Here is a 20445-nt window from a genome sequence, read left to right as displayed (position 1 = left end):
TTCCCGGCCCCGGGACCGTGCCGGTGTGCCACGGCCCCGGGCGCGCCTGCCGCCGGGCTCACATACCGGCGATGAGCTTCTCCACGCGCTCGTCCACCGAACGGAACGGGTCCTTGCACAGCACCGTGCGCTGGGCCTGGTCGTTCAGCTTCAGGTGCACCCAGTCCACCGTGAAGTCGCGGCGCTGCTCCTGGGCCCGGCGGATGAAGTCGCCGCGCAGCCGGGCGCGGGTGGTCTGCGGCGGCACGGACTTGCCCTCGAAGATCTTGACGTCGTTGCAGATCCGGGCCGCCTGCCCCTTCCGCTCCAGCAGGTAGTACAGCCCGCGGCGGCGGTGGATGTCGTGGTAGGCGAGGTCTATCTGGGCGATCCGGGGGTGGGACATGGTGATGTTGTTCTTGGCCCGGTAGCGCTCGATGAGCTGGTACTTCATCACCCAGTCGATCTCGGTGTTGACCTTGTCGAGCTCCTGGGTGCGGACCGCCTCCAGGGTGCGGCCCCACAGCTCCAGCACCTGGTCCACCACGCCCGTGCGGATGCCCCGGCGCTCGCAGAAGTCGGCGGCCTTCTCGTAGTACTCCTGCTGCACCTCCAGCGCGGAGGCCTCGCGCCCGTTGGCCAGCCGGACCTTGCGCCGGCCGGTGATGTCGTGGCTGACCTCGCGGATCGCCCGGATCGGGTTCTCCAGGGTGAGGTCGCGCATGACCGTGCCGGCCTCGATCATGCGCAGCACCAGATCGGTGGCGCCGACCTTGAGCAGCATGGTCGTCTCGGACATGTTGGAGTCGCCGACGATGACGTGGAGGCGGCGGTAGCGCTCGGCGTCGGCGTGCGGCTCGTCGCGGGTGTTGATGATCGGCCGGGACCGGGTGGTGGCCGAGCTGACGCCCTCCCAGATGTGCTCGGCGCGCTGGCTGACGCAGTAGACCGCGCCGCGCGGGGTCTGGAGCACCTTGCCGGCGCCGCAGACGAGCTGCCGGGTCACCAGGAACGGGATGAGGACGTCCGCCAGGCGCGAGAACTCCCCGTGCCGGGCCACGAGGTAGTTCTCGTGGCAGCCGTACGAGTTGCCCGCCGAGTCGGTGTTGTTCTTGAACAGGTAGACGTCGCCCGCGATGCCCTCCTCGTGGAGGCGTCGCTCGGCGTCGACGAGGAGTCCTTCGAGGATGCGCTCGCCGGCCTTGTCGTGGGTGACCAGCTCGGTCACGTCGTCGCACTCCGGAGTGGCGTACTCCGGATGCGATCCCACGTCGAGGTAGAGGCGGGCGCCGTTGCGGAGGAAGACGTTGCTGCTGCGGCCCCATGACACGACACGGCGGAAGAGGTACCGCGCCACTTCGTCAGGAGACAGGCGCCGCTGTCCCCGAAACGTACACGTGACGCCGTACTCGTTCTCCAGCCCGAAGATTCGGCGGTCCATGAATGAACTTTACGCCTGATGCCCGGTTTTGAAACCGGCTCCGGCGCCCCCGTTCCGATCACTTTCCATCCGGGCGACGGCATCGGGGGACGGGGGGTGGGAAGGGGTGCGGACCGGGGCCGGGAACCGGGCGGGAGCCGCCAGGACCCGCCCGGTGGCCAGCAGGACCAGCAGCGCGGCCAGGCCGCCCGCACCGGCGACGAGGAAGCCCGCCGGAGCCCCGCCCCACTCGATGACCGGGCCCACCACGGCCGTCCCCGCCGCGGCTCCGACGCCGAAGGACGTCACCAGCCAGGAGAACGCCTCCGTGACCGTGCCCGGCGGCGCGTGCCGGTCCACCACCACGAAGGCGCAGGCCAGCGCGGGGGCCAGGAAGAGCCCCGCGACCCCGGCCAGGAAGGTCATCGCCACGGGGCCCGGCGCCAGCGCCAGCGGCAGGTAGCCGGCCGCCAGGGCGGCCACCAGGGCCCGCAGCCGGGTCTCGGGCTCCCCCGCCCAGGTCCGGGCTCCGTAGGCCAGGCCGCCGACCAGCGCGCCGGCGCCCAGCGCCGAGAGCAGATAGCTGGAGATCAGTTCGTCGCCGTGGCCGTCGGCGTAGGCGACCGCGGCCACGGCGATCGTCCCCAGGGCGAGGCCGACGAAGAAGAACGAGCCCAGCAGGGCGAGCAGGCCGCCGGAGCGCAGGGCGCCCAGCCAGTGCGCCTCGCGCGGCTCGGAGCGCCAGCGGCGGGAGGGCGGCGAGACGACCACGGACAGGGCGCCGAGCACCCCCAGGGCGTTGATCACCAGCAGGGCCGCGGCCTCGCTCCAGAGGGCCACCAGCACCGTGACGGCCAGCGGTCCCAGGGTGAACATGACCTCCTGGGCCACCGCGTCCAGCGCGTAGGCGGCGTGCACCCGGTCGGGGTGCTTCAGGACGGACGGCCACAGGGCGCGCAGGCCGCCCTCCAGAGGCGGGGTGAACAGGCCGGCGACGGCCACCGCCGCGTAGGCGACGGGCAGCGGCTCGATGCCGGTGAGGGCGAGGGCGGCCATGCCCAGACCGGAGAGCAGCGCGGCGGGCAGCATCACCCTCGGCTGGCCCCACAGGTCCACCGCACGGCCCAGCAGCGGCTGGCCGACGGCGTTGGACAGCCCGTAGACGGCCGACAGCGCGCCCGCCAGGGTGTAGCTGCCGCCTTCCGCGCGGGTGAACAGCACGATCGCCAGGGCGGCGGTGGCGTTCGGCAGCCGGCCGACCAGGGTGCCCGCGAGCAGCCGCACGGCGTGCCTGGCGCGCAGCAGTTCGGCGTAGCCCGTCGCCATGGATCGTCTCCTCTTCCCCGGACTCCTCCGGCGGCCTGAGAGTGTTACGTATAACCTGCTCCGTCATACGTACCATGAGTCAGCCCCCCGGTCCATGCCGGCCCCGGGCGCCGCCCTGCCCGCCCGTACCGCCCGTACCGTCCGTCCGCTCCGGGAGCCAGCCAGTGCCCATCGACCGCCCCCGGCCCACGAGCCGGGACGTGGCGCGTGCCGCCGGGGTCTCGCAGGCGGCCGTCTCCCTGGTGCTGGGCGGCAAGTGGCGCGGCCGGGTCTCGCCGGGCAAGGCCGAGGCGGTGCGGGAGGCGGCACGGGAGCTGGGCTACCGGCCGAACCTGGCCGCGCGCAGCCTGCGGCTGGGACGCACCCGGACCGCGCTGCTGGTCGTCCCGGCGCTCACCAACGAGTTCTTCGCCCGGGTCCACGCGGGCGCCGCGCGGGTGGCCGCCGAGCACGGCTTCGGGGTGGTGCTCTACCCCTCGCCGGAGGGCGTCGGCCCGGCCCGGGACCCCTTCGACTCCGCCGGGGCCGCCCTCGACGGCGTGATCGCCTCCTCGATGGCCTCCGAGGCGCTGGCGGCCCTGCGCTCCGGCGGCGAGCTGCCCCTGGTGATGCTCGACAGCGGGCCGGAGAACACCCAGGCGGCGGCCACCGTCAACCTCGACATCGCCGACGGCATGCGGCAGGCGGTGGCGCATCTGACGGGACTGGGCCACCGCCGGGTGGCCCACATCGCCGCGGCGGTGGACTCCTGGACCTTCCGGGTGCGGGCCGCGGCACTGGCCGAGGCTCTGGCCGGGGCCGGCTGCCCGCCGCCGCCGACCTGGGCGGCCGGCCTGGACGTGGCCGCCGGGACGCGTGCCGCCGCACAGGCACTGGCGGCGGTCCCCCGGCCGACCGCGCTGGTGTGCGACGACGACGTGCTCGCCGCGGGTGCGTGCAAGGCCGTGCGGCGGCTGGGGCTGCGGGTGCCGGAGGACGTCTCGGTGACCGGCTTCGACGATCTGGCGCTCGCCCGGGCGGTCGAGCCGGAGCTGACGACGGTACGGCTGCCCGCCGAGGACGCGGGGGCGGCCGGAATGCGGGCTCTGCTGGCCGTGCTGGACGGCCGGGAGGAAGGCGCCGTGCTGGACGGCCGGGAGGAAGGTGCCGTGCTGGACGGCCGGACGCGGGAGGCCGGCGGCTCCGGAGCCGCCGCCAGGGTGACCACCCTGCCGGTGCGGCTGACCGTGCGGGGCTCCACCGCCCCGCCCCCGGACGCGCCCGTGGGCCCCGGCGGGCACTGAGCGCGGCCGGGGCCCACGGGACGGTCGACGGGGGCGAGCGGGGGTGTGGGGGGCTACTCCTCGGAGGCGGAGGACTCCCCCGAGGAGTCTCCGTCGGACGTCTCCCCCGCGGACGCGGAGGTACCGCCCTCCTCCAGCAGCCGGGAGAGCTGCCGGCCGAGCACCCGCTTGAACTTGCGCTGCTGGGGCCTGGTGCGGTCCAGGACGGCGACCTCGAGCTGGTCGGCGGTGAGGCTGCGCTCGCCGCCGTTGCTGTCCCGGCTCAGGGAGCCCACCGCCAGTTTGAGGGCCTCGGCCAGGGCCATCCCGTCCCGGTGGCGCTGTTCGAGGTAGCTGCCGATCTGGTCGGAGTTGCCGCCGACCGCCACCGAGCCGTGCTCGTCGACGATCGAGCCGTCGTGCGGCAGCCGGTAGATCTGGTCGTCCTCGGGGCCCTCCCCGACCTCGGCGACGATCAGCTCCACCTCGTACGGCTTCTCCGCCGCGCTGGAGAAGATGGTGCCCAGGGTCTGGGCGTAGACGTTGGCCAGGCCCCGCGCGGTGACGTCCGTGCGGGCGTAGGTGTAGCCGCGCAGGTCGGCGTAGCGGACACCGCCGATGCGCAGGTTCTCGAACTCGTTGTACTTGCCCACCGCCGCGAAGGCGATCCGGTCGTAGATCTCGCTGACCTTGTGCAGTGCCCGAGAGGGGTTCTCGGCGACGAACACGATGCCGTCGGCGTACTGCAACACGACCACGCTGCGACCGCGCGCGATGCCCTTGCGGGCGTACTCGGCGCGGTCGGCCATGGCCTGCTGGGGTGAGACATAGAACGGCGTCGACACCGGCTATCGGTCCCTTCCTGATCTAGAGCACAGGGGCCTGGGGCCCGTTGGGCGACTGGAGCCGGCCGTCGTGCACCGAGCGGGCGATCTCGGCGACCTCCTCCTCGGTGAGCCTGCGGAAGCCGTCCTCGGTGATCACCGTGACGACGGGGTAGATCCGGCGCACCAGGTCGGGGCCGCCGGTGGCGGAGTCGTCGTCGGCGGCGTCGTAGAGGGCCTGGACGACGACCGTGGCCGCCTGCTGCTCGCTGAGGTCGTCGCGGTGCAGCTTCTTGAGCGAACCGCGTGCGAAGACCGAGCCGGAGCCGACCGCCGCGAAGCCCTGCTCCTCGGAGCGCCCGCCGGTCACGTCGTAGGAGAAGATGCGGCCCCTGTCCCGGCCCACGTCGTAACCGGCGAACAGCGGGATCACCGCCAGCCCCTGCATGGCCATGCCGAGATTGCCGCGGATCATCGTGGACAGGCGGTTGGCCTTGCCCTCCAGGGACAGCTGGGCGCCCTCGACCTTCTCGAAGTGCTCCAGCTCCAGCTGGAAGAGCCTGACCATCTCCACGGCGAGTCCGGCGGTCCCGGCGATGCCGACGGCGCTGTACTCGTCGGCCGGGAAGACCTTCTCGATGTCGCGCTGGGCGATCATGTTGCCCATCGTCGCGCGCCGGTCGCCGGCCAGCACCACGCCGCCGGGGAAGGTGACCGCGACGATCGTCGTGCCGTGCGGCGCCTCGACGGCGCCCTTCACGGGCGGGAGCGGGCGGTTGCCGGGGAGCTGCTCGGGCGCGTGCTCGGACAGGAAGTCCATGAACGAGGACGAGCCCGGCGTCAGGAAGGCAGCAGGCAGACGCCCTGTGCTACGGGTGTTGGCTTCCACACGTTTCCTTCCACCAGATCGTGAGACCGGATCTTGAGAATCCTGCACGGACCTTACCCGTGGCGGCGGATGTCATCCGTCCCGCACCCCCGCCGTCGCGGGGGTGCGGGACGGACGGGCACGCCCTACTCCCCGCCCTTCTGCACGAAGGAGCGCACGAAGTCCTCGGCGTTCTCCTCCAGCACGTCGTCGATCTCGTCCAGCACGGAGTCCACCTCGTCCGACAGCGCCTCCTGGCGCTCCTTGAGGTCCTCCGAGACCTGCGCGTCCTGCGCCTGCTCGTCGACCTCCTCGGTGGAGCGTGCCGCCTTCTGCTGACCGCCGCCGGTGTCCTTGGTCGCCATATACCTCACCCCGCTCGGTTGGACGGTACAAGATCAGACCCTACAAGCCGGGCCTGACATCGGCTCTTCTCATGCCGGTGGCGCTTCCCTGCCGTACCACTGCCGCGCCGCCGCCACATACGTTCGGAAGCCATCTCCATGATTCCCTCATCCGGAGACGTTCAGCCGTCCCTTCTCCCCCGGTTCACTTCCCTGACAGCGCCCTGACCAGCTCCTCCGCCGTGCGGCAGCGGTCGAGCAGCTCGCTGACGTGGGCGCGCGTGCCGCGCAGCGGCTCCAGGGTGGGTACCCGCTGGAGGGAGTCCCGACCCGGCAGATCGAAGATCACCGAGTCCCAGGAGGCCGCGGCCACCGCGTCGGCGTACCGCTCCAGGCACTGGCCGCGGAAGTAGGCGCGGGTGTCCTCCGGGGGCTGGGAGCGGGCCCGCTCCACCTCCGCCTCGTCCAGCAGCCGCTTCATCCGGCCGCGGGCCGCCAGGCGGTTGTACAGGCCCTTGTCGGGGCGCACGTCGGCGTACTGCAGGTCCACCAGGTGCAGCCGGGCCGCGTCCCAGTCCAGGCCGTCGCGGCGCCGGTAGCCCTCCATCAGCTCCCGCTTGGCGACCCAGTCCAGCTCACTCGCCAGGCTCATCGGGTCGCTCTCCAGGCGTCCCAGGACGTCCTCCCAGCGGGCCAGCACGTCCCTCGTCTGCTCGTCCGCGTCCTGACCCCAGCGCTCCTCCACGTACTTGCGGGCCAGCTCGTAGTACTCCATCTGGAGCTGTACGGCGGTCAGTGTCCGTCCGCTGCGCAGCGTGATCGGGCGGCGCAGCGTCGGATCGTGGCTGACCTGGTGGAGGGTGCGCACGGGCTGGTCGACGGCCAGGTCGACGGCGATGAAGCCGTCCTCGATCATGGACAGCACCAGGGAGGTGGTGCCGAGCTTGAGGTAGGTGGAGATCTCCGACAGGTTGGCGTCGCCGACGATCACGTGCAGCCGGCGGTACTTCTCGGCGTCGGCGTGCGGCTCGTCGCGGGTGTTGATGATCGGCCGCTTGAGGGTGGTCTCCAGGCCGACCTCCACCTCGAAGTAGTCGGCCCGCTGGCTGATCTGGAAGCCGTGCTCGGAGCCGTCCTGGCCGATCCCGACGCGTCCGGCGCCGGTGACGACCTGGCGGGAGACGAAGAAGGGCGTCAGATGGCGCACGATGTCCGAGAAGGGGGTCTCCCGCTTCATCAGGTAGTTCTCGTGGCAGCCGTAGGAGGCGCCCTTGTTGTCGGTGTTGTTCTTGTAGAGGTGGATCGGCTGGGCGCCGGGCACCTCGGCGGCGCGCCGGGCGGCCTCGGCCATGATCCGCTCGCCGGCCTTGTCCCAGAGCACGGCGTCCCTGGGGTTGGTGACCTCCGGGGCGCTGTACTCGGGGTGCGCGTGGTCCACGTACAGCCGCGCGCCGTTGGTGAGGATCACGTTGGCCAGGCCGATGTCCTCGTCCGTGAGCTGGCTGGAGTCGGCGGCCTCGCGCGCGAGGTCGAAGCCCCGGGCGTCCCGCAGCGGGTTCTCCTCCTCGAAGTCCCAGCGGGCGCGGCGCGCCCGGTGCATCGCCGCCGCGTAGGCGTTGACGACCTGGGACGAGGTGAGCATGGCATTGGCGTTCGGGTGACCGGGGACGGAGATCCCGTACTCCGTCTCGATGCCCATCACTCGCCGTACGGTCATGCGGCCCTCCTTGCCCGGCGGCGGCCCGCCTTTGGGCCACCGCTCAAGTCCCGCTGCGCATCCGGCCCCTGCGCGGCCCCTGGCCTCGCACTCCGCATGGCGGCGGTACGGACGAGCCTAGGGCCGTCGGGCCGTGGTTGGGAGATCACTGCGGACTTCCCGTGTTTCCTCGGTGGAGATCGGTCCGAAAAGATCCGGCTGCGGACGCCCGCCCCGCCTCTCGACGGGGGACACGGGCATCCGCAGCCGGACGGTGTCTTCTACAGGTACTGACCGGTGTTGGCCACCGTGTCGATGGAGCGTCCGGTGTCCGCGCCCTGCTTTCCGGTGACGAGGGTGCGGATGAAGACGATCCGCTCGCCCTTCTTGCCGGAGATACGGGCCCAGTCGTCGGGGTTGGTGGTGTTGGGCAGGTCCTCGTTCTCCTTGAACTCGTCCACGCACGCGGCGAGCAGGTGGGAGACCCGCAGACCCTTCTGGTTGTGGTCGAGGAAGGCCTTGATCGCCATCTTCTTGGCCCGGTCGACGATGTTCTGGATCATCGCGCCGGAGTTGAAGTCCTTGAAGTACAGGACCTCCTTGTCACCGTTGGCGTAGGTGACCTCCAGGAATCGGTTCTCCTCGGACTCGGCGTACATCTGCTCGACGACCGACTGGATCATCCCGGCGACGGTGGCCTCGGGGTCGTTGTTGTGCTCCGCGAGGTCGTCCGAGTGCAGCGGGAGGTTCGGGGTCAGGTACTTCGAGAAGATGTCCTTGGCGGCCTCGGCGTCCGGACGCTCGATCTTGATCTTCACATCGAGGCGGCCCGGGCGCAGGATCGCCGGGTCGATCATGTCCTCGCGGTTGGAGGCGCCGATGACGATGACGTTCTCGAGCCCCTCCACACCGTCGATCTCCGACAGCAGCTGCGGGACGATGGTGTTCTCCACGTCCGAGCTGACACCGGAGCCGCGGGTGCGGAACAGGGAGTCCATCTCGTCGAAGAAGACGATGACGGGCGTGCCCTCGCTCGCCTTCTCCCTCGCCCGCTGGAAGACCAGCCGGATGTGCCGCTCGGTCTCGCCGACGTACTTGTTCAGCAGCTCGGGGCCCTTGATGTTGAGGAAGTAGCTCTTCCCCTGGGGCTGCCCGGTCACCTCGGCGACCTTCTTGGCAAGGGAGTTGGCCACGGCCTTGGCGATGAGGGTCTTGCCGCAGCCGGGCGGGCCGTAGAGCAGAACGCCCTTGGGCGGGCGGAGTTCGTGCTCCTTGAACAGGTCCGGGTACAGGTAGGGGAGCTCCACCGCGTCGCGGATCAGCTCGATCTGGCCGCCCAGGCCACCGATCTTGTTGTAGTCGATGTCCGGGACCTCTTCGAGGACGAGCTCCTCGACCTCGCTCTTGGGCACGACCTCGTAGACGTACCCCGAGCGCGGCTCCAGCAGCAGCGCGTCACCGGCCCGGAGCGTGGCGTTCATAAGGGGCTCGGCGAGCCTGACCACGCGCTCCTCGTCGGTGTGCCCGATCACCAGGGCGCGTTCGCCGTCCTCCAGGACCTCCTTGAGGGTGACGATGTCCCCGGCGCGTTCGAACTCCATGGCCTCGACCACGTTGAGCGCCTCGTTGAGCATGACCTCCTGGCCACGCCGGAGCTCACCGAGGTCGACGCTGGGGCTGACGTTCACCCGGAGCTTGCGCCCGCCGGTGAAGATGTCGGCCGTACCGTCCTCGTTCGCCTGCAGAAAAACCCCGAAGCCGGCCGGCGGCTGGGCCAGCCGGTCGACCTCCTCCTTGAGGGCCACGATCTGGTCGCGGGCCTCACGGAGGGTGTTGGCGAGCCGCTCGTTCTGTGCGGACACACCGGCCAGATTCGTCTGCAGCTCGACGATCCGCTCCTCGAGAATCCGAGTGTGGCGCGGAGAGTCGGCGAGCTTGCGGCGCAGGACGGCGATCTCCTGCTCGAGATGGGCAACCTGGCCTGCCGGGTCGTCGGAACCCCGTTCGGGCCGGATGCCGCGGTTGATGTCGTCGTCGTGGGCTGCCACGGTCCTCACCTCCTCCAAGGGGAGCTGGACGCTTCCTGACCCTACCTGGACCCGTGGGGGTTGAAACCCCTAGATCACAAACACGGTCGGGGTGTGTCTGATCTTCACCCTTGCGCACTCCCTTACCCCGGGTGAATACCCACCCAACCTCGCCGGAAAGCGGCCGGTTGTATCGTCTGAAGCGTCAACCCCCGTCACGGGTGGCTCTATTCCGCCAAGATCACACCGACAATCCGTCACACGGTCCGGTCACGAGCGCAGGAACGGCAGGCAGCGACATGGGCTCGCACAACGAGCAGACCGCAGAACTGGAAGTCTGGATCGACCAGGAACTCTGCACCGGCGACGGCATCTGCGCGCAGTACGCGCCCGAGGTCTTCGAGCTGGACATCGACGGGCTCGCCTACGTGAAGGGCCCCGCCCCCGCGGGCGAGGAGGCGGAGCTGCGCACGGAGCCGGGCGCCACCGCCCCCGTCCCGCTCCCGCTGCTCGGCGACGTGGTGGACTCGGCCAAGGAGTGCCCGGGCGAGTGCATCCACGTGCGCCGGGTGACCGACGGTGTCGAGGTGTACGGCCCCGACGCCGGGTAGCGCCGGACGGAGGCGGACAGAGCCGGGCAGCGCCGGAGGCACGGCGGCGCTCCGGCCTCCGGCGGCGTTGTGTGACCGCTCAGACACTCCGGGCGGTCGGCGCCGCCTCCAGCACGAACTTCCCGCCCCGCCACTCCCATTCGACGTCCCGCGCCCTGTCGGGGCAGCAGCGGGGCACGTCCGGCGAGGAGTAGCCCAGCAGCCTGGCGAATACCGTGCGGTCGCGAACGGCCAGATCCTGCACCGTCATCCCCTCCTCGGGGTCCACCAGGGTCTCGGCGACCCGGGGCCGGCCTCCCTCGCGCGCGGGGTGGGCCAGGACGTACACGCCGCTGGGCGGGGTGCCGATCCCCGCGGCGCAGCGGACCACCGCGACGGTCTCGGCCCGGCCGTCGCCGTCGAAGTCCACCGCCGCCCTGTCGACCACCTCGGCCTCCACCGGGCCGCAGTCCAGCGGGTAGCGGGCCGTGTCCGCGTCCGGACCGGGAGTCACCGCGGCGGTCTCCCGCGGCTGGGTGGCGTCGGCTCCGGCGGGCTCCAGCAGCGCGGAGGCGCCCAGCAGCGCGCCCAGCGCCGCGGCGGTGGCGAGCCAGTGCGGCGCGCGGGCGCGGGTGTGGGCGGGTGCGGCGGGGGAAGGCGCGGGTGAGGACGGCGCACGGCCCGCCGCCGCGGAGGACCCGGCCGGGCCGGGCTGGGGCGGGACGTACGACGGGGAGGCGGCGGGAAGGGGCGGAGCGGACGGAGCGGGCGCAGAGTCTGCCGGAAGCTGCACGCTGGACGACTCCTGTGAGGTGCGGGCGGCCGGGGGTGCCCAGCATCGTGCCATACGTCACACCGCGGTGGAACGGCCGGGTACGCCTCTCCGCCGCCCCGTCTCCCGCCCGGCCCTCGCCCTGCCCGCCGCATGCCGCAGCCGCCCGGCTCCCGTGGGAGCCGGGCGGCTGCGGCACTGTGCGGGTCGTGGGCGGCGGATAGGCGGCTTCAGCCGCGGCCGGAGCCGCTGCCCGGACCGCTGTAGTCCTCCCCGTACGCGCCCTTGGCCGGACGGCGGCGGCGCATCGGGGGCTCCACCCCGTCGGCGAGCCGGCGGGCGGTGAGCAGGAAGCCGGTGTGCCCGATCATGCGGTGGTCGGGGCGGACGGCCAGGCCCTCGACGTGCCAGGTGCGCACCATGGTCTCCCAGGCCGCCGGCTCGTTGAAGGTGCCGTGCTCGCGGATGGACTCCACGGTGCGGGCGAGCTGGGTGGTGGTGGCGACGTAGGCGCACAGGATGCCGCCGGGGACGAGGGCCTTGGAGACGGCCTCCAGGCACTCCCAGGGGGCGAGCATGTCCAGGATGACGCGGTCGACCTCGGTGTCGGACAGGTTGTCCTGGAGGTCCCCGACGGTCAGCCGCCAGGCCGGGTGCGGACCGCCGAAGTACCGCTCGACGTTCGCCTGCGCGATCTCGGCGAAGTCGGCGCGGCGCTCGTAGGAGTGCAGCATGCCCTGGTCGCCCACCGCCCGCAGCAGGAAGGTGCTCAGCGAGCCGGAGCCGACGCCCGCCTCGACGACGCGCGCGCCGGGGAAGATGTCGGCCATCGCGAGGATCTGCCCCGCGTCCTTGGGGTAGACGACGGCCGCGCCGCGCGGCATGGACAGGACGTAGTCGGGGAGCAGGGGACGCAGCGCGAGGTAGGCGACGTTTCCCGTGGTACGGACGACCGTGCCCTCGGGAGCACCGATCAGCTCGTCGTGGGGGAAGGCTCCCTTGTGGGTGTGGAAGCTCTTCCCCGCCTCGAGCGTGAAGGTGTAGTGGCGTCCCTTGGGGTCGGTGAGCTGGACCTGGTCCCCGACCTGGAAGGGCCCGCGACGGCGGGCGGCACCGGTCGGTTCGGACATGGGGGCAAGGGTAGTCCAGGCACGCCCCCCGGCCGTAATCGAGCCCCCCCGGGCGCCCCGGAGGGGACGGCGGGACGTGCGGGCCCCGCGGTTCAGGAGGCGGGCTTGGCCATGGCCGCCACGAAGGCCCGCTCGACGTCGCCGGCCGACAGCACCCCGTAGACCTGGCCGCTCTCCTCCACCACCAGGTACTCGCTGGCGGGGGTGGCGCGCAGGTGCTCCAGCAGCTCCTCGCCGGCCAGCTCGGCCCACACCCGCATGCCCTCGGTGATGTCCTGGGCCAGGGTGCTCACCGCCACCCAGGGGCGACGGTGCTCGGGCACCCCGGCGATCGCCGCCTCGCGGACGACGGCGACCGCCTCCCCCTGCCCGTCCACGACCACCAGGGCCCTGGCCCCGGCCTCGTTGGCGCGGCGCAGGCCCTCCGACAGGGGGGTGTCGGCGGAGACGGGGACGGCGCGGCGGGTCAGGGCGCGGGCGCTCAGTTCGGGCAGGCGCTCGCGCAGCCTGGCCATGCGCAGGCTGTTTCCGGCGCCGGTCCAGATGATCGCGGCGAGGATCGCGGCGAGCAGGGCGTCGGTGATGGAGTCCACCCCGCCGAAGCCCTCCTCGGCGCCGTAGCCCCCCGCGTAGCTGAGCAGCGGCATTCCGACCAGGACGGCGATGGCGAGCGCGCGGCCGGTCCAGGCGGCGGCGACGGTGCCGGTCATCGGCTTGCCGCTGATCTTCCACACCACCGCGCGCAGCATCCGGCCGCCGTCCAGGGGCAGGCCCGGCAGCAGGTTGAAGATCGCGACGATGAGGTTGGAGACCATCAGCCCGGCCAGCAGCACCGCGGGCACGGTGCCGGGCTCGACCGCGAACAGCCCCAGGTAGAACACGCCCGACAGCACCAGGGAGAGCAGCGGGCCGACGAAGGCCAGGACGAACTCCCGGCCCGGGGTCTCGCTCTCCTTCTCGATCTCCGACACCCCGCCGAAGAACTGGAGCTGGATGCGGCGCACCGGGAGCTTGAAGCGCAGGGCGGCGACGGTGTGGGCCAGCTCGTGGACCAGCACCGAGGCGTAGAAGGCGACCGCGAAGAACAGGGACACCAGGTAGCGGGCGCCGCCCAGCTCCGGGAGCACACGCTCCAGCTGACCGCCGAAGACCCACGTGATCAGCGCGGCGACGACGAACCAGCTCGGCGCCACGTACACGGGCACGCCGAAGGGGCGGCCCATGAGAATGCCGCCACCGCTCTCCCGCGGGCGCTTCCGCCTGCCGTCCGCCGATCCGCCGGAGCCGGGCTCCGGCCGCCCGCTGTTGTCCGTGTCCGCCACGGGTTCCCCTCGTAGAAGGTGCCCTCGCACCCGGTGGTCCGCCCCCGCGGCCGTGAGGTGCGAGGGGGGTGCGAAGGGGTACGCCATCGATGGTAAGCGGCGGTGTGTCGGTGGCGGGCCGTAGGGTCGTGTCCATGGTCTCCCATCCGGCACCCGGCAAGGCGCCCGCACCCGCCTCGCCGCCCAACTCCCTGTCCCCGTCGCGGGCCGCCGACTTCATGCAGTGCCCGCTGCTGTACCGCTTCCGGGTGATCGACAGGCTGCCCGAGAAACCGACGCCCGCTGCCACCCGGGGCACGGTGGTGCACGCGGTGCTGGAGCGGCTCTTCGACGCTCCCGCCGCCGAGCGCAGCGTACGGCGGGCGCGCTCGCTGGTGGTGCGGGAGTGGGAGCGGCTGCTGGCGAAGCGGCCGGAACTCGCGGAGCTGTTCACGGAGGACGGCCGGGAGGCCGGGGGCGAGGGCGCGGCCGACGGCACCGAGCTGGCACGGTGGCTGGCCCGGGCGGAGGAGCTGGTCGAGCGGTGGTTCTCCCTGGAGGACCCCACCAGGCTGGAGCCGGCCGAGCGCGAGCTGTTCGTGGAGGCCCGCCTGGAGTCCGGGCTGCGGCTGCGCGGCATCATCGACCGGGTCGACGTGGCGCCCACCGGCGAGGTCCGCATCGTCGACTACAAGACCGGCAAGGCGCCCCGGCCGGAGTACACCGCCGAGGCGCTGTTCCAGATGAAGTTCTACGCCCTGGTGCTGTGGCGGCTGCGCGGCACGATCCCGCGCCGGCTGCAGCTGGTCTACCTGGGCAGCGCCGACGTGCTCACCTACGACCCGGACGAGAACGACCTGCGCGGCGTGGAGCGCAAGCTGCTGGCCCTGTGGGAGGCGATCCGGCAGGCGACCGAGACCGGTGACTGGCGGCCCAGGCCGGGCCCGCTGTGCGGCTGGTGCGCCCACCAGGCGCTGTGCCCGGAGTTCGGGGGCACTCCCCCGCCGTATCCGCTGATGATCCAGCCGCGGCTGCCATTGGAGCCGGACGCCGGCACGGGCGGCGGCACGGGCAGTGGCACGGACCGCTCCCCGGGCACCCTCCCGGAGGCGGAGGGCGCGGCCGGCTAGGCAAGAATGGGCCTGCCAAGCCCCCGGCCCCGATAGGAGTTCCCGTGGCAATCCGCGTCCTGCTGGTCGACGACCAGCCGCTGCTGCGCACCGGCTTCCGGATGATCCTGGAGGCCGAGGGGGACATCGCCGTGGTGGGCGAGGCCGGGGACGGCCTGCAGGCACTGGACCAGGTGCGGGCGCTCCAGCCGGACGTGGTGCTGATGGACATCCGGATGCCGCGGATGGACGGCGTGGAGGCCACCCGCCAGATCACCGGTCCGGAGCGGGACGGCCCCGCCAAGGTCCTGGTGCTCACCACGTTCGACCTGGACGAGTACGTGGTGGAGGCGCTGCGCGCGGGCGCGTCCGGCTTCCTGCTCAAGGACGCGCCGGCCGCCGAGTTGGTGCAGGCGATCCGGGTGGTGGCGGCCGGCGAGGCCATGCTCGCCCCCAGCATCACCCGGCGCCTGCTGGACAAGTACGCCGGGAAGCTGCCCTCGGGCGAGGAGGAGGTGCCCGACGCGCTGGGCACGCTCACCGACCGCGAGGTCGAGGTGCTCAAGCTGGTGGCGCGCGGCCTGTCGAACGCCGAGATCGCCGCGGACCTCTTCGTCAGCGAGACGACGGTGAAGACCCATGTCGGCCATGTGCTGACCAAGCTGGGCCTGCGCGACCGGGTGCAGGCGGCGGTGTACGCCTACGAGAGCGGGCTGGTCCGCCCCGGCGACCGGTAGGACGCCGCCGGGAACGGGGCCGGGCCCGGTGGCCGGTGACGCAGGTGCGCCGCCCGCCGCGGGGAAGCGGCGGGCGGCGCACCTGGAGCGGCCCGGGGCAGGATCAGCCTCCGGCGCCCTTGCCGATCTCCCAGAAGCGGAAGACGGTGGAGGCGTCCAGCGTCCACTCCAGCCCGGAGATGTCCTCGTGCGCCACGGCGTACTGCTTGCCCTGCCAGAGGGGCAGGATCGGCAGGTCCCGGGCGACGATGTCCTGGATCTCGCCGAAGTCCTCGACGGTGGCGGCGCGGTCGCTCGCCGCCGCCGTGCGCGGCAGCAGCTTGGAGGTGATCCGCCCGGCGTCGTAGCCGTTGCCCAGCACGTTGTCCTCGCCGAAGAAGGGCGCGGTGAAGTTGTCGGCGTCCGGGTAGTCGGGCACCCAGCCCTTGACGTACACCCCGTACTCGCCCGCCTCGATGCCCTTCTCGTACTCCTCCAGCTCCACGCTCTCGACCTTGGCGTCGAACAGGCCGCTGGCGTTGAGCTGCTGGGCGATCTCCTCGAACTCCCGGACGGTGGCGGGGCCGTAGCGCACCGGGGTGGCCCACAGGGTGAGCTTCACCTTCTCCGTGATGCCCTCGGCGCGCAGGGCCGCCCTGGCCTTGGCCGGCTGCGGACGGCTGCCGTAGGCGTCGAAGAAGGCGGTGTTGTGGCCGGTGATCCCGGCGGGCACGATCGAGTACAGCGGCTCGGCGGTACGCCGGTAGACGTCGCGGATCAGCGTGGAGCGGTCCAGCAGGTATGCGATGGCCTTGCGCACCCCCGGCTTGCCGGTGACCGGGTGCTCCATGTTGAAGACCAGGTGGTGCACCTCGGCGCTGGTGCCCTCGACGACCTCCACCCCGTTCTCGGCGCTCGCCGCCGCGTCGAGGTCGGCGATGTCGTCCATGGCCAGGCCCCGGTAGGCCAGGTCCACCTCGCCGCTGCTCAGTGCCTCCTTCAGAGCCGCCTGGTCGCCGTGGAAGAGCTTGATCGTCATCCCGGAGTTCTTCACCTCGGCGGGCCCGGTGTAGTCCGGGTTGACGGAGAAGACCGCTTCCTCGTCCCCGTAGGAGTCCAGCCGGTAGACGCCCGAGCCGACGGCCTTGCCGTCGGTGCGCAGCTCGTCGGCCGGGTAGGCGCGGTGGTCGACGATCGAGCCGGCGCCGGAGGCGATCTTCTGCGGGAAGGTGGCGTCGGGCGAGCCGAGGCGGAAGACGACCGTCTGGGCGTCCGGGGTCTCGATCTCCTCGATGTTCGACAGCATCACGGCCGGGCCGTCGGGGTCGTCGATGCGCAGGGTCCGCTCGAAGGAGAACTTCACGTCCTTGGAGGTGAGCGGGTTGCCGTTGGTGAACTTCAGCCCGTCCTTGAGGACGCACCGGAAGACCCGGCTGCCGGCGTCGGTGAACTCGCAGCTCCGCGCGGCCTCCGGCTGGGGCTCCGTCCCGCTCTTGGGGAAGCTGAGCAGCGACTGGAAGACGTTGTTGAAGACCAGCCAGGATCCCGGGTCGTAGCCGGAGGCGGGGTCGACGGCCATGACCTCGTCGGTCATCCCCATCACGATCCGCTCGCCCTGGCCGGCGCTCGTCCCCTGCTCGTCACCGCAGCCGGTGAGCAGTGCGGCGACCAGGGCCGTACCTGCCGGAAGCGCCCAGAAACGGGCCCTTTTCCTCACGTTCGCATCCTCATCAGTGGTGTGTGCCGTTCTCCGAACCCCCGTTCGCGCAGCCCCGCGCCGCCCCGGAGCGGGGCGGCGCGGGAACCGCTCAGTCCTGAACGCCTCTTCCCAGCTCCCACAGCTGGAGCACGGAGGAGGAGTTGAGCGCCCACTCCACTCCGGTGACGCCGTCGCGGGCGGCGACGTACTGCTTGCCCTGCCACAGCGGGAGCACGGGCACCTCCTTGGCGACGATGTCCTGGACCCGGACGAAGTCGTCGACCGCCTGGTCGCGCTGCTCCTTGACCCGCGTGCGCGGGATGAGCTGCTCACGGATCTCGTTGTTCTCGTACGGGGAGCCCAGGAAGTTGTCCTCGGCGAAGAAGGGGGCGACGAAGTTGTCCGGGTCCGGGAAGTCCGGGAACCAGCCCATGCCGTAGACGGCGTACTTCTGCTCGGCCGAGGCGGGCCGGTAGGTCTTCCACGGCACGCCCTTGACCGTCGCCCTGAACAGCCCGGAGTCGTTGAGCTGCTCGGCCAGCACCTTGAACTCCTCGGCCGTGGCGGGGCCGTAGTGGTCGGTGGTGTACGTGAGTTCCAGCTCGACCGGTGTGTCGACGCCGGCGCGTTCGAGGGTGGCGCGGGCCGCCTTGGCGTCGGGCTCGCCGTAGGTGTTGAAGAAGGAGTTGTGGTGCCCGGTCAGCCCGCTGGGGACGATGGAGTACAGGGGCTCGGCGGTCCGTTCGTACACGTCGCGCACCAGCTCGCCGCGGTCCACGGTCTGGGCGACGGCCTGGCGCACGGCCTTGCGGCCGGCGACCGGGTCGTCGGTGGCGAAGACCAGGTAGCGGATCTCCTGGCCGGACATCTCGACGACGTCGATCCCGTCGCCCTTGTCGCTCCCCAGCCGGTCGATCTGCTCGGGCGACAGGCTGCGGTTCATCACATCGATGTCACCGTCGCGCAGCGCCTTCTCCATGGCCTGGGAGTCGTCGAAGAAGCGCAGCTCGACGCGGCCGTTGCGCAGCTCCAGGTCGCCCTTGTAGGCCTCGTTGCGGGCGAGGACCGCCCGGCCGCCCTCGGCGTCGAAGGACTCCAGGACGTAGGGGCCGGAGCCGGTGATCCCGTACCCCTCGTAGAGCTCGTCGGCCGGGTAGACCTCGCTGTCCAGGATCGCCGCCGCGGGGGTGGCGAGCTTGTGGGGGAAGGTGGCGTCGGGCTTTCTGAGGTGGAAGACCACCTCGTTTTCGGAGGGGGCCTCGACCCGGTCGAGGTTGCTCAGCAGCGAGGCGGGACCGCCGGGGTCGTCGATGCCGAGCATCCGGTTGACGGAGAACACCACGTCCTCGGCGGTCAGCTCGTGGCCGTTGGAGAACGTGAGCCCCTCGCGGAGGGTGCAGCGGTACTGCGTGCTGCGCTGGTCGGCGAAGCCGCACTCCTCCGCGGCCTCCGCCTCCGGCTGGCCACCCGCGCGGGGCAGGCGCAGCAGCGTCTGGAAGGTGTTGCGGAAGACGTTCCAGGTGCTGACGTCGTAGACCGCCGCGGGGTCGAGCGGGGCGGGCGCCTTCTCCGTGGCCTCGATCCGGTCGGTGGTACCGACAACGATCGTCCCGCCGTTTCCGCCGTCGGCGCTGTCGTTGCCGCATGCAACGAGCAGGGGGGCCAGCAGGCCCGCGACGGCGGGCAGCAGCAGCGTCTTGCGGTTCATCGGTGACGGTCTCCTCGTCCAGCCAGGCTGTTGCCGAATTCTCCGGCCGGGAGACAGACATTAGTAGCCGTGGGGTCCGTCACTTCTCCGAGCCACCGGCGCGGAATTATCACGCTCCGATAACCCCACCGCACAATCCGATAACCGGACGGCGGGGCGATCGGCGCGAGCGGGCACCAAACGGGACACATGGACGCACGGAAAAAGGGCCAACCGCCCCCGCGGCCACCCCGGACCCCGCCCCGCACCCCGGGATCACGTGATGAACGTCACGCATTCAACCACCAGGCGAAAAGCAGGAATTCGGCCACCGCATTCGTCACGGATAATGAGCGGACCACTGCTCACTGTTTCCGATGCATTCATCATGCAGCGAACGGCGCACGCTCAGTGCGCGGAGGCGATCAGAGAGCGCAGAAAAGGCAGATCCACTTCCTCCAGGGACGGCACGACCGTACGCCGGTGCGCGGGCTCGATCCGCGTCACCGAAGGCACCGCCACCACATGGCAGCCCGCGGCCTCCGCCGAGGTCACACCGGTCACGGTGTCCTCCACCACCACGCAGCGCCCCGGGTGCGCCCCCAGCCGCGAGGCGGCCAGCAGATACGGGTCCGGGTGCGGCTTGGTCCGCTCCACCTCGTCACCCGCCAGGGTCAGCGCGAAGTGCTCCGGCCCCAGGGAGACGAGCATCCTGTCGATCACCCGCCGGTGCGAGGCCGACACTAGGGCGGCCGGCACGTCGTGCGCGGCCAGCTCCGTCAGCAGCCGCCGGGCACCGGGCATCAGGGACACACCGCGCTCGACCCGCTCGATGAACTTGGAGTTGAGCAGCACCGTCAGGTCTCCCAGGGAGATGTCCGCCCCGGTGGCCTGAATCAGATACGTCGCGCTCCGGGACATCGGCCCGCCGACCACCACCTCACGGTGCTCGTCGGCCAGCGCGTACCCCAGCTCGGCGAACACCTCGACCTCGGTCTCCCACCAGAAGCCCTCGGTGTCCACCAGCGTGCCGTCCATGTCCAGCAGGACGGCCTGGAGACCGGCCGCGGCGGCCCCGGACACGGCGGACGCGGCAGCGGCGTCCGGTCTCCCCCCTCCGCCGGGAACGTGCGCGGGCGCGGAGACGGGGGCCGGGGCACTGCCGCCGAAGGCGGGCGGAACTCCGACGCGGGAGAGGGGACGAGTCATCCGTGTGCCTCCTACAGGGACGCGAAGGCCGGTCGCCCGCACCTGACGGGTGCGGGCGACCGGCCTGTACCGGACAGATCAGTTTACGTCGGTCTGCGAACTATCGCGCGTTGAAGTATTTGGCCTCGGGGTGGTGGAGGACGATGGCGTCGGTGGACTGCTCGGGATGGAGCTGGAACTCCTCGGACAGCGTCACCCCGATCCGCTCCGGCCGCAGCAACTCGACGATCTTGGCCCGGTCCTCCAGATCCGGGCAGGCCCCATACCCCAGCGAGAACCGCGCCCCGCGGTACTTCAGCGCGAACATGTCCTCGATCGCCTCGGGATCGTCGCCGGCAAAACCCAGCTCGGCACGGACGCGGGCGTGCCAGTACTCGGCCAGCGCCTCGGCCAGCTGCACCGACAGGCCGTGCAGCTCCAGATAGTCCCGGTAGGCGTCCGCGGCGAACAACTCGGCGGTGGCCTGCCCGATCCTTGATCCGACGG

The 20445-nt window shown here is 71.6% G+C and carries 18 protein-coding genes; 4 read left to right on the top strand and 14 right to left on the bottom strand.

The genetic code is table 11. The annotated features are described in order from the left end of the window. Positions 1–58 precede the first annotated feature (58 nt). Both pafA and BMY40_RS22065 read right to left on the bottom strand, forming a co-directional pair. A complete protein-coding gene (pafA, locus tag BMY40_RS22070; protein WP_093662359.1) occupies positions 59–1420 on the bottom strand; it encodes a Pup--protein ligase in 1362 nt (453 codons plus the stop codon). Positions 1421–1429: 9 nt separating this feature from the next. Further along, complete coding sequence (locus BMY40_RS22065; protein ID WP_093662357.1) at positions 1430–2725, bottom strand: MFS transporter; 1296 nt, start codon at positions 2723–2725, stop codon at positions 1430–1432. A 164-nt stretch (positions 2726–2889) separates the two neighbouring features. Between BMY40_RS22065 and BMY40_RS22060 the strand changes: the two genes are divergently transcribed. Then, on the top strand, positions 2890–4008 hold the full coding sequence (locus BMY40_RS22060; RefSeq protein WP_245770246.1) for a LacI family DNA-binding transcriptional regulator: 1119 nt from the start codon (positions 2890–2892) through the stop codon (positions 4006–4008). A gap of 53 nt (positions 4009–4061) precedes the next feature. Here BMY40_RS22060 and prcA read toward each other — a convergent pair whose 3' ends face one another. The 5 genes from prcA to arc form a co-directional block, all read right to left on the bottom strand. Continuing rightward, positions 4062–4832, bottom strand: a complete 771-nt coding sequence (gene prcA / locus BMY40_RS22055) for a proteasome subunit alpha (protein WP_093662353.1) — start codon at positions 4830–4832, stop codon at positions 4062–4064. A gap of 22 nt (positions 4833–4854) precedes the next feature. Then, positions 4855–5700: a proteasome subunit beta gene (prcB, locus tag BMY40_RS22050; RefSeq protein ID WP_093662351.1), complete on the bottom strand. Its 846-nt coding sequence runs from the start codon at positions 5698–5700 to the stop codon at positions 4855–4857. A 125-nt stretch (positions 5701–5825) separates the two neighbouring features. Beyond that, complete coding sequence (locus BMY40_RS22045; protein WP_093662349.1) at positions 5826–6044, bottom strand: ubiquitin-like protein Pup; 219 nt, start codon at positions 6042–6044, stop codon at positions 5826–5828. A 184-nt stretch (positions 6045–6228) separates the two neighbouring features. Then, positions 6229–7740 (bottom strand): depupylase/deamidase Dop, encoded by a 1512-nt coding sequence (dop, locus tag BMY40_RS22040; protein ID WP_093662347.1) that lies wholly within the window; start codon positions 7738–7740, stop codon positions 6229–6231. A 260-nt stretch (positions 7741–8000) separates the two neighbouring features. Further along, complete coding sequence (gene arc, locus BMY40_RS22035) at positions 8001–9767, bottom strand: proteasome ATPase (protein ID WP_093662587.1); 1767 nt, start codon at positions 9765–9767, stop codon at positions 8001–8003. A 278-nt stretch (positions 9768–10045) separates the two neighbouring features. On the opposite strand from arc, the gene BMY40_RS22030 reads away from it, so the two are divergent. Next, complete coding sequence (locus BMY40_RS22030; protein ID WP_093662345.1) at positions 10046–10357, top strand: ferredoxin; 312 nt, start codon at positions 10046–10048, stop codon at positions 10355–10357. A gap of 79 nt (positions 10358–10436) precedes the next feature. On the opposite strand, the gene BMY40_RS22025 is transcribed toward BMY40_RS22030, so the two are convergent. The 3 genes from BMY40_RS22025 to BMY40_RS22015 all read right to left on the bottom strand — a co-directional run bounded on the left by BMY40_RS22025 (position 10437) and on the right by BMY40_RS22015 (position 13560). Continuing rightward, positions 10437–11129, bottom strand: coding sequence for a hypothetical protein (locus tag BMY40_RS22025; protein WP_425443152.1), 693 nt, complete (start codon positions 11127–11129; stop codon positions 10437–10439). Positions 11130–11338: 209 nt separating this feature from the next. Beyond that, positions 11339–12238 (bottom strand): tRNA (adenine-N1)-methyltransferase, encoded by a 900-nt coding sequence (locus tag BMY40_RS22020; RefSeq protein WP_093662343.1) that lies wholly within the window; start codon positions 12236–12238, stop codon positions 11339–11341. A 92-nt stretch (positions 12239–12330) separates the two neighbouring features. Further along, positions 12331–13560, bottom strand: a complete 1230-nt coding sequence (locus BMY40_RS22015) for a site-2 protease family protein (RefSeq protein WP_245770245.1) — start codon at positions 13558–13560, stop codon at positions 12331–12333. A 134-nt stretch (positions 13561–13694) separates the two neighbouring features. On the opposite strand from BMY40_RS22015, the gene BMY40_RS22010 reads away from it, so the two are divergent. Together BMY40_RS22010 and BMY40_RS22005 are read left to right on the top strand one after the other, a co-directional pair. Beyond that, positions 13695–14669, top strand: a complete 975-nt coding sequence (locus tag BMY40_RS22010; RefSeq protein WP_245770244.1) for a RecB family exonuclease — start codon at positions 13695–13697, stop codon at positions 14667–14669. Between the two features lie 44 nt (positions 14670–14713). After that, positions 14714–15385: a response regulator gene (locus BMY40_RS22005; protein WP_093662337.1), complete on the top strand. Its 672-nt coding sequence runs from the start codon at positions 14714–14716 to the stop codon at positions 15383–15385. 103 nt (positions 15386–15488) lie between these two features. On the opposite strand, the gene BMY40_RS22000 is transcribed toward BMY40_RS22005, so the two are convergent. The 4 genes from BMY40_RS22000 to BMY40_RS21985 form a co-directional block, all read right to left on the bottom strand. Then, complete coding sequence (locus BMY40_RS22000) at positions 15489–17081, bottom strand: ABC transporter substrate-binding protein (RefSeq protein WP_093662335.1); 1593 nt, start codon at positions 17079–17081, stop codon at positions 15489–15491. Positions 17082–17172: 91 nt separating this feature from the next. Next, the gene (locus BMY40_RS21995) at positions 17173–18771 is read right to left on the bottom strand and encodes an ABC transporter substrate-binding protein (protein ID WP_093662333.1); all 1599 of its coding nucleotides are present in this window, start codon (positions 18769–18771) and stop codon (positions 17173–17175) included. 387 nt (positions 18772–19158) lie between these two features. Beyond that, complete coding sequence (locus BMY40_RS21990; RefSeq protein ID WP_281250797.1) at positions 19159–19833, bottom strand: HAD family hydrolase; 675 nt, start codon at positions 19831–19833, stop codon at positions 19159–19161. Positions 19834–20059: 226 nt separating this feature from the next. Then, positions 20060–20445, bottom strand: a 386-nt coding sequence (locus BMY40_RS21985; protein WP_281250796.1) for a vitamin B12 dependent-methionine synthase activation domain-containing protein, incomplete at its 5' end; no start/stop codon positions are given.

The organism is Streptomyces radiopugnans, assembly GCF_900110735.1.
Classification (GTDB): domain Bacteria; phylum Actinomycetota; class Actinomycetes; order Streptomycetales; family Streptomycetaceae; genus Streptomyces; species Streptomyces radiopugnans.
This window is presented reverse-complemented; position numbering and strand designations above follow the sequence as displayed.

Bases quoted from the DNA above. Each gene is read 5' to 3' on its own strand.
- BMY40_RS22045 (WP_093662349.1), bottom strand. From the start codon at position 6,044: ATGGCGACCAAGGACACCGGCGGCGGTCAGCAGAAGGCGGCACGCTCC.
- BMY40_RS22020 (WP_093662343.1), bottom strand. From the start codon at position 12,238: ATGTCCGAACCGACCGGTGCCGCCCGCCGTCGCGGGCCCTTCCAGGTC.
- BMY40_RS22010 (WP_245770244.1), top strand. From the start codon at position 13,695: ATGGTCTCCCATCCGGCACCCGGCAAGGCGCCCGCACCCGCCTCGCCG.
- BMY40_RS22030 (WP_093662345.1), top strand. From the start codon at position 10,046: ATGGGCTCGCACAACGAGCAGACCGCAGAACTGGAAGTCTGGATCGAC.
- dop (WP_093662347.1), bottom strand. From the start codon at position 7,740: ATGACCGTACGGCGAGTGATGGGCATCGAGACGGAGTACGGGATCTCC.
- BMY40_RS21995 (WP_093662333.1), bottom strand. From the start codon at position 18,771: ATGAACCGCAAGACGCTGCTGCTGCCCGCCGTCGCGGGCCTGCTGGCC.
- BMY40_RS22065 (WP_093662357.1), bottom strand. From the start codon at position 2,725: ATGGCGACGGGCTACGCCGAACTGCTGCGCGCCAGGCACGCCGTGCGG.
- pafA (WP_093662359.1), bottom strand. From the start codon at position 1,420: ATGGACCGCCGAATCTTCGGGCTGGAGAACGAGTACGGCGTCACGTGT.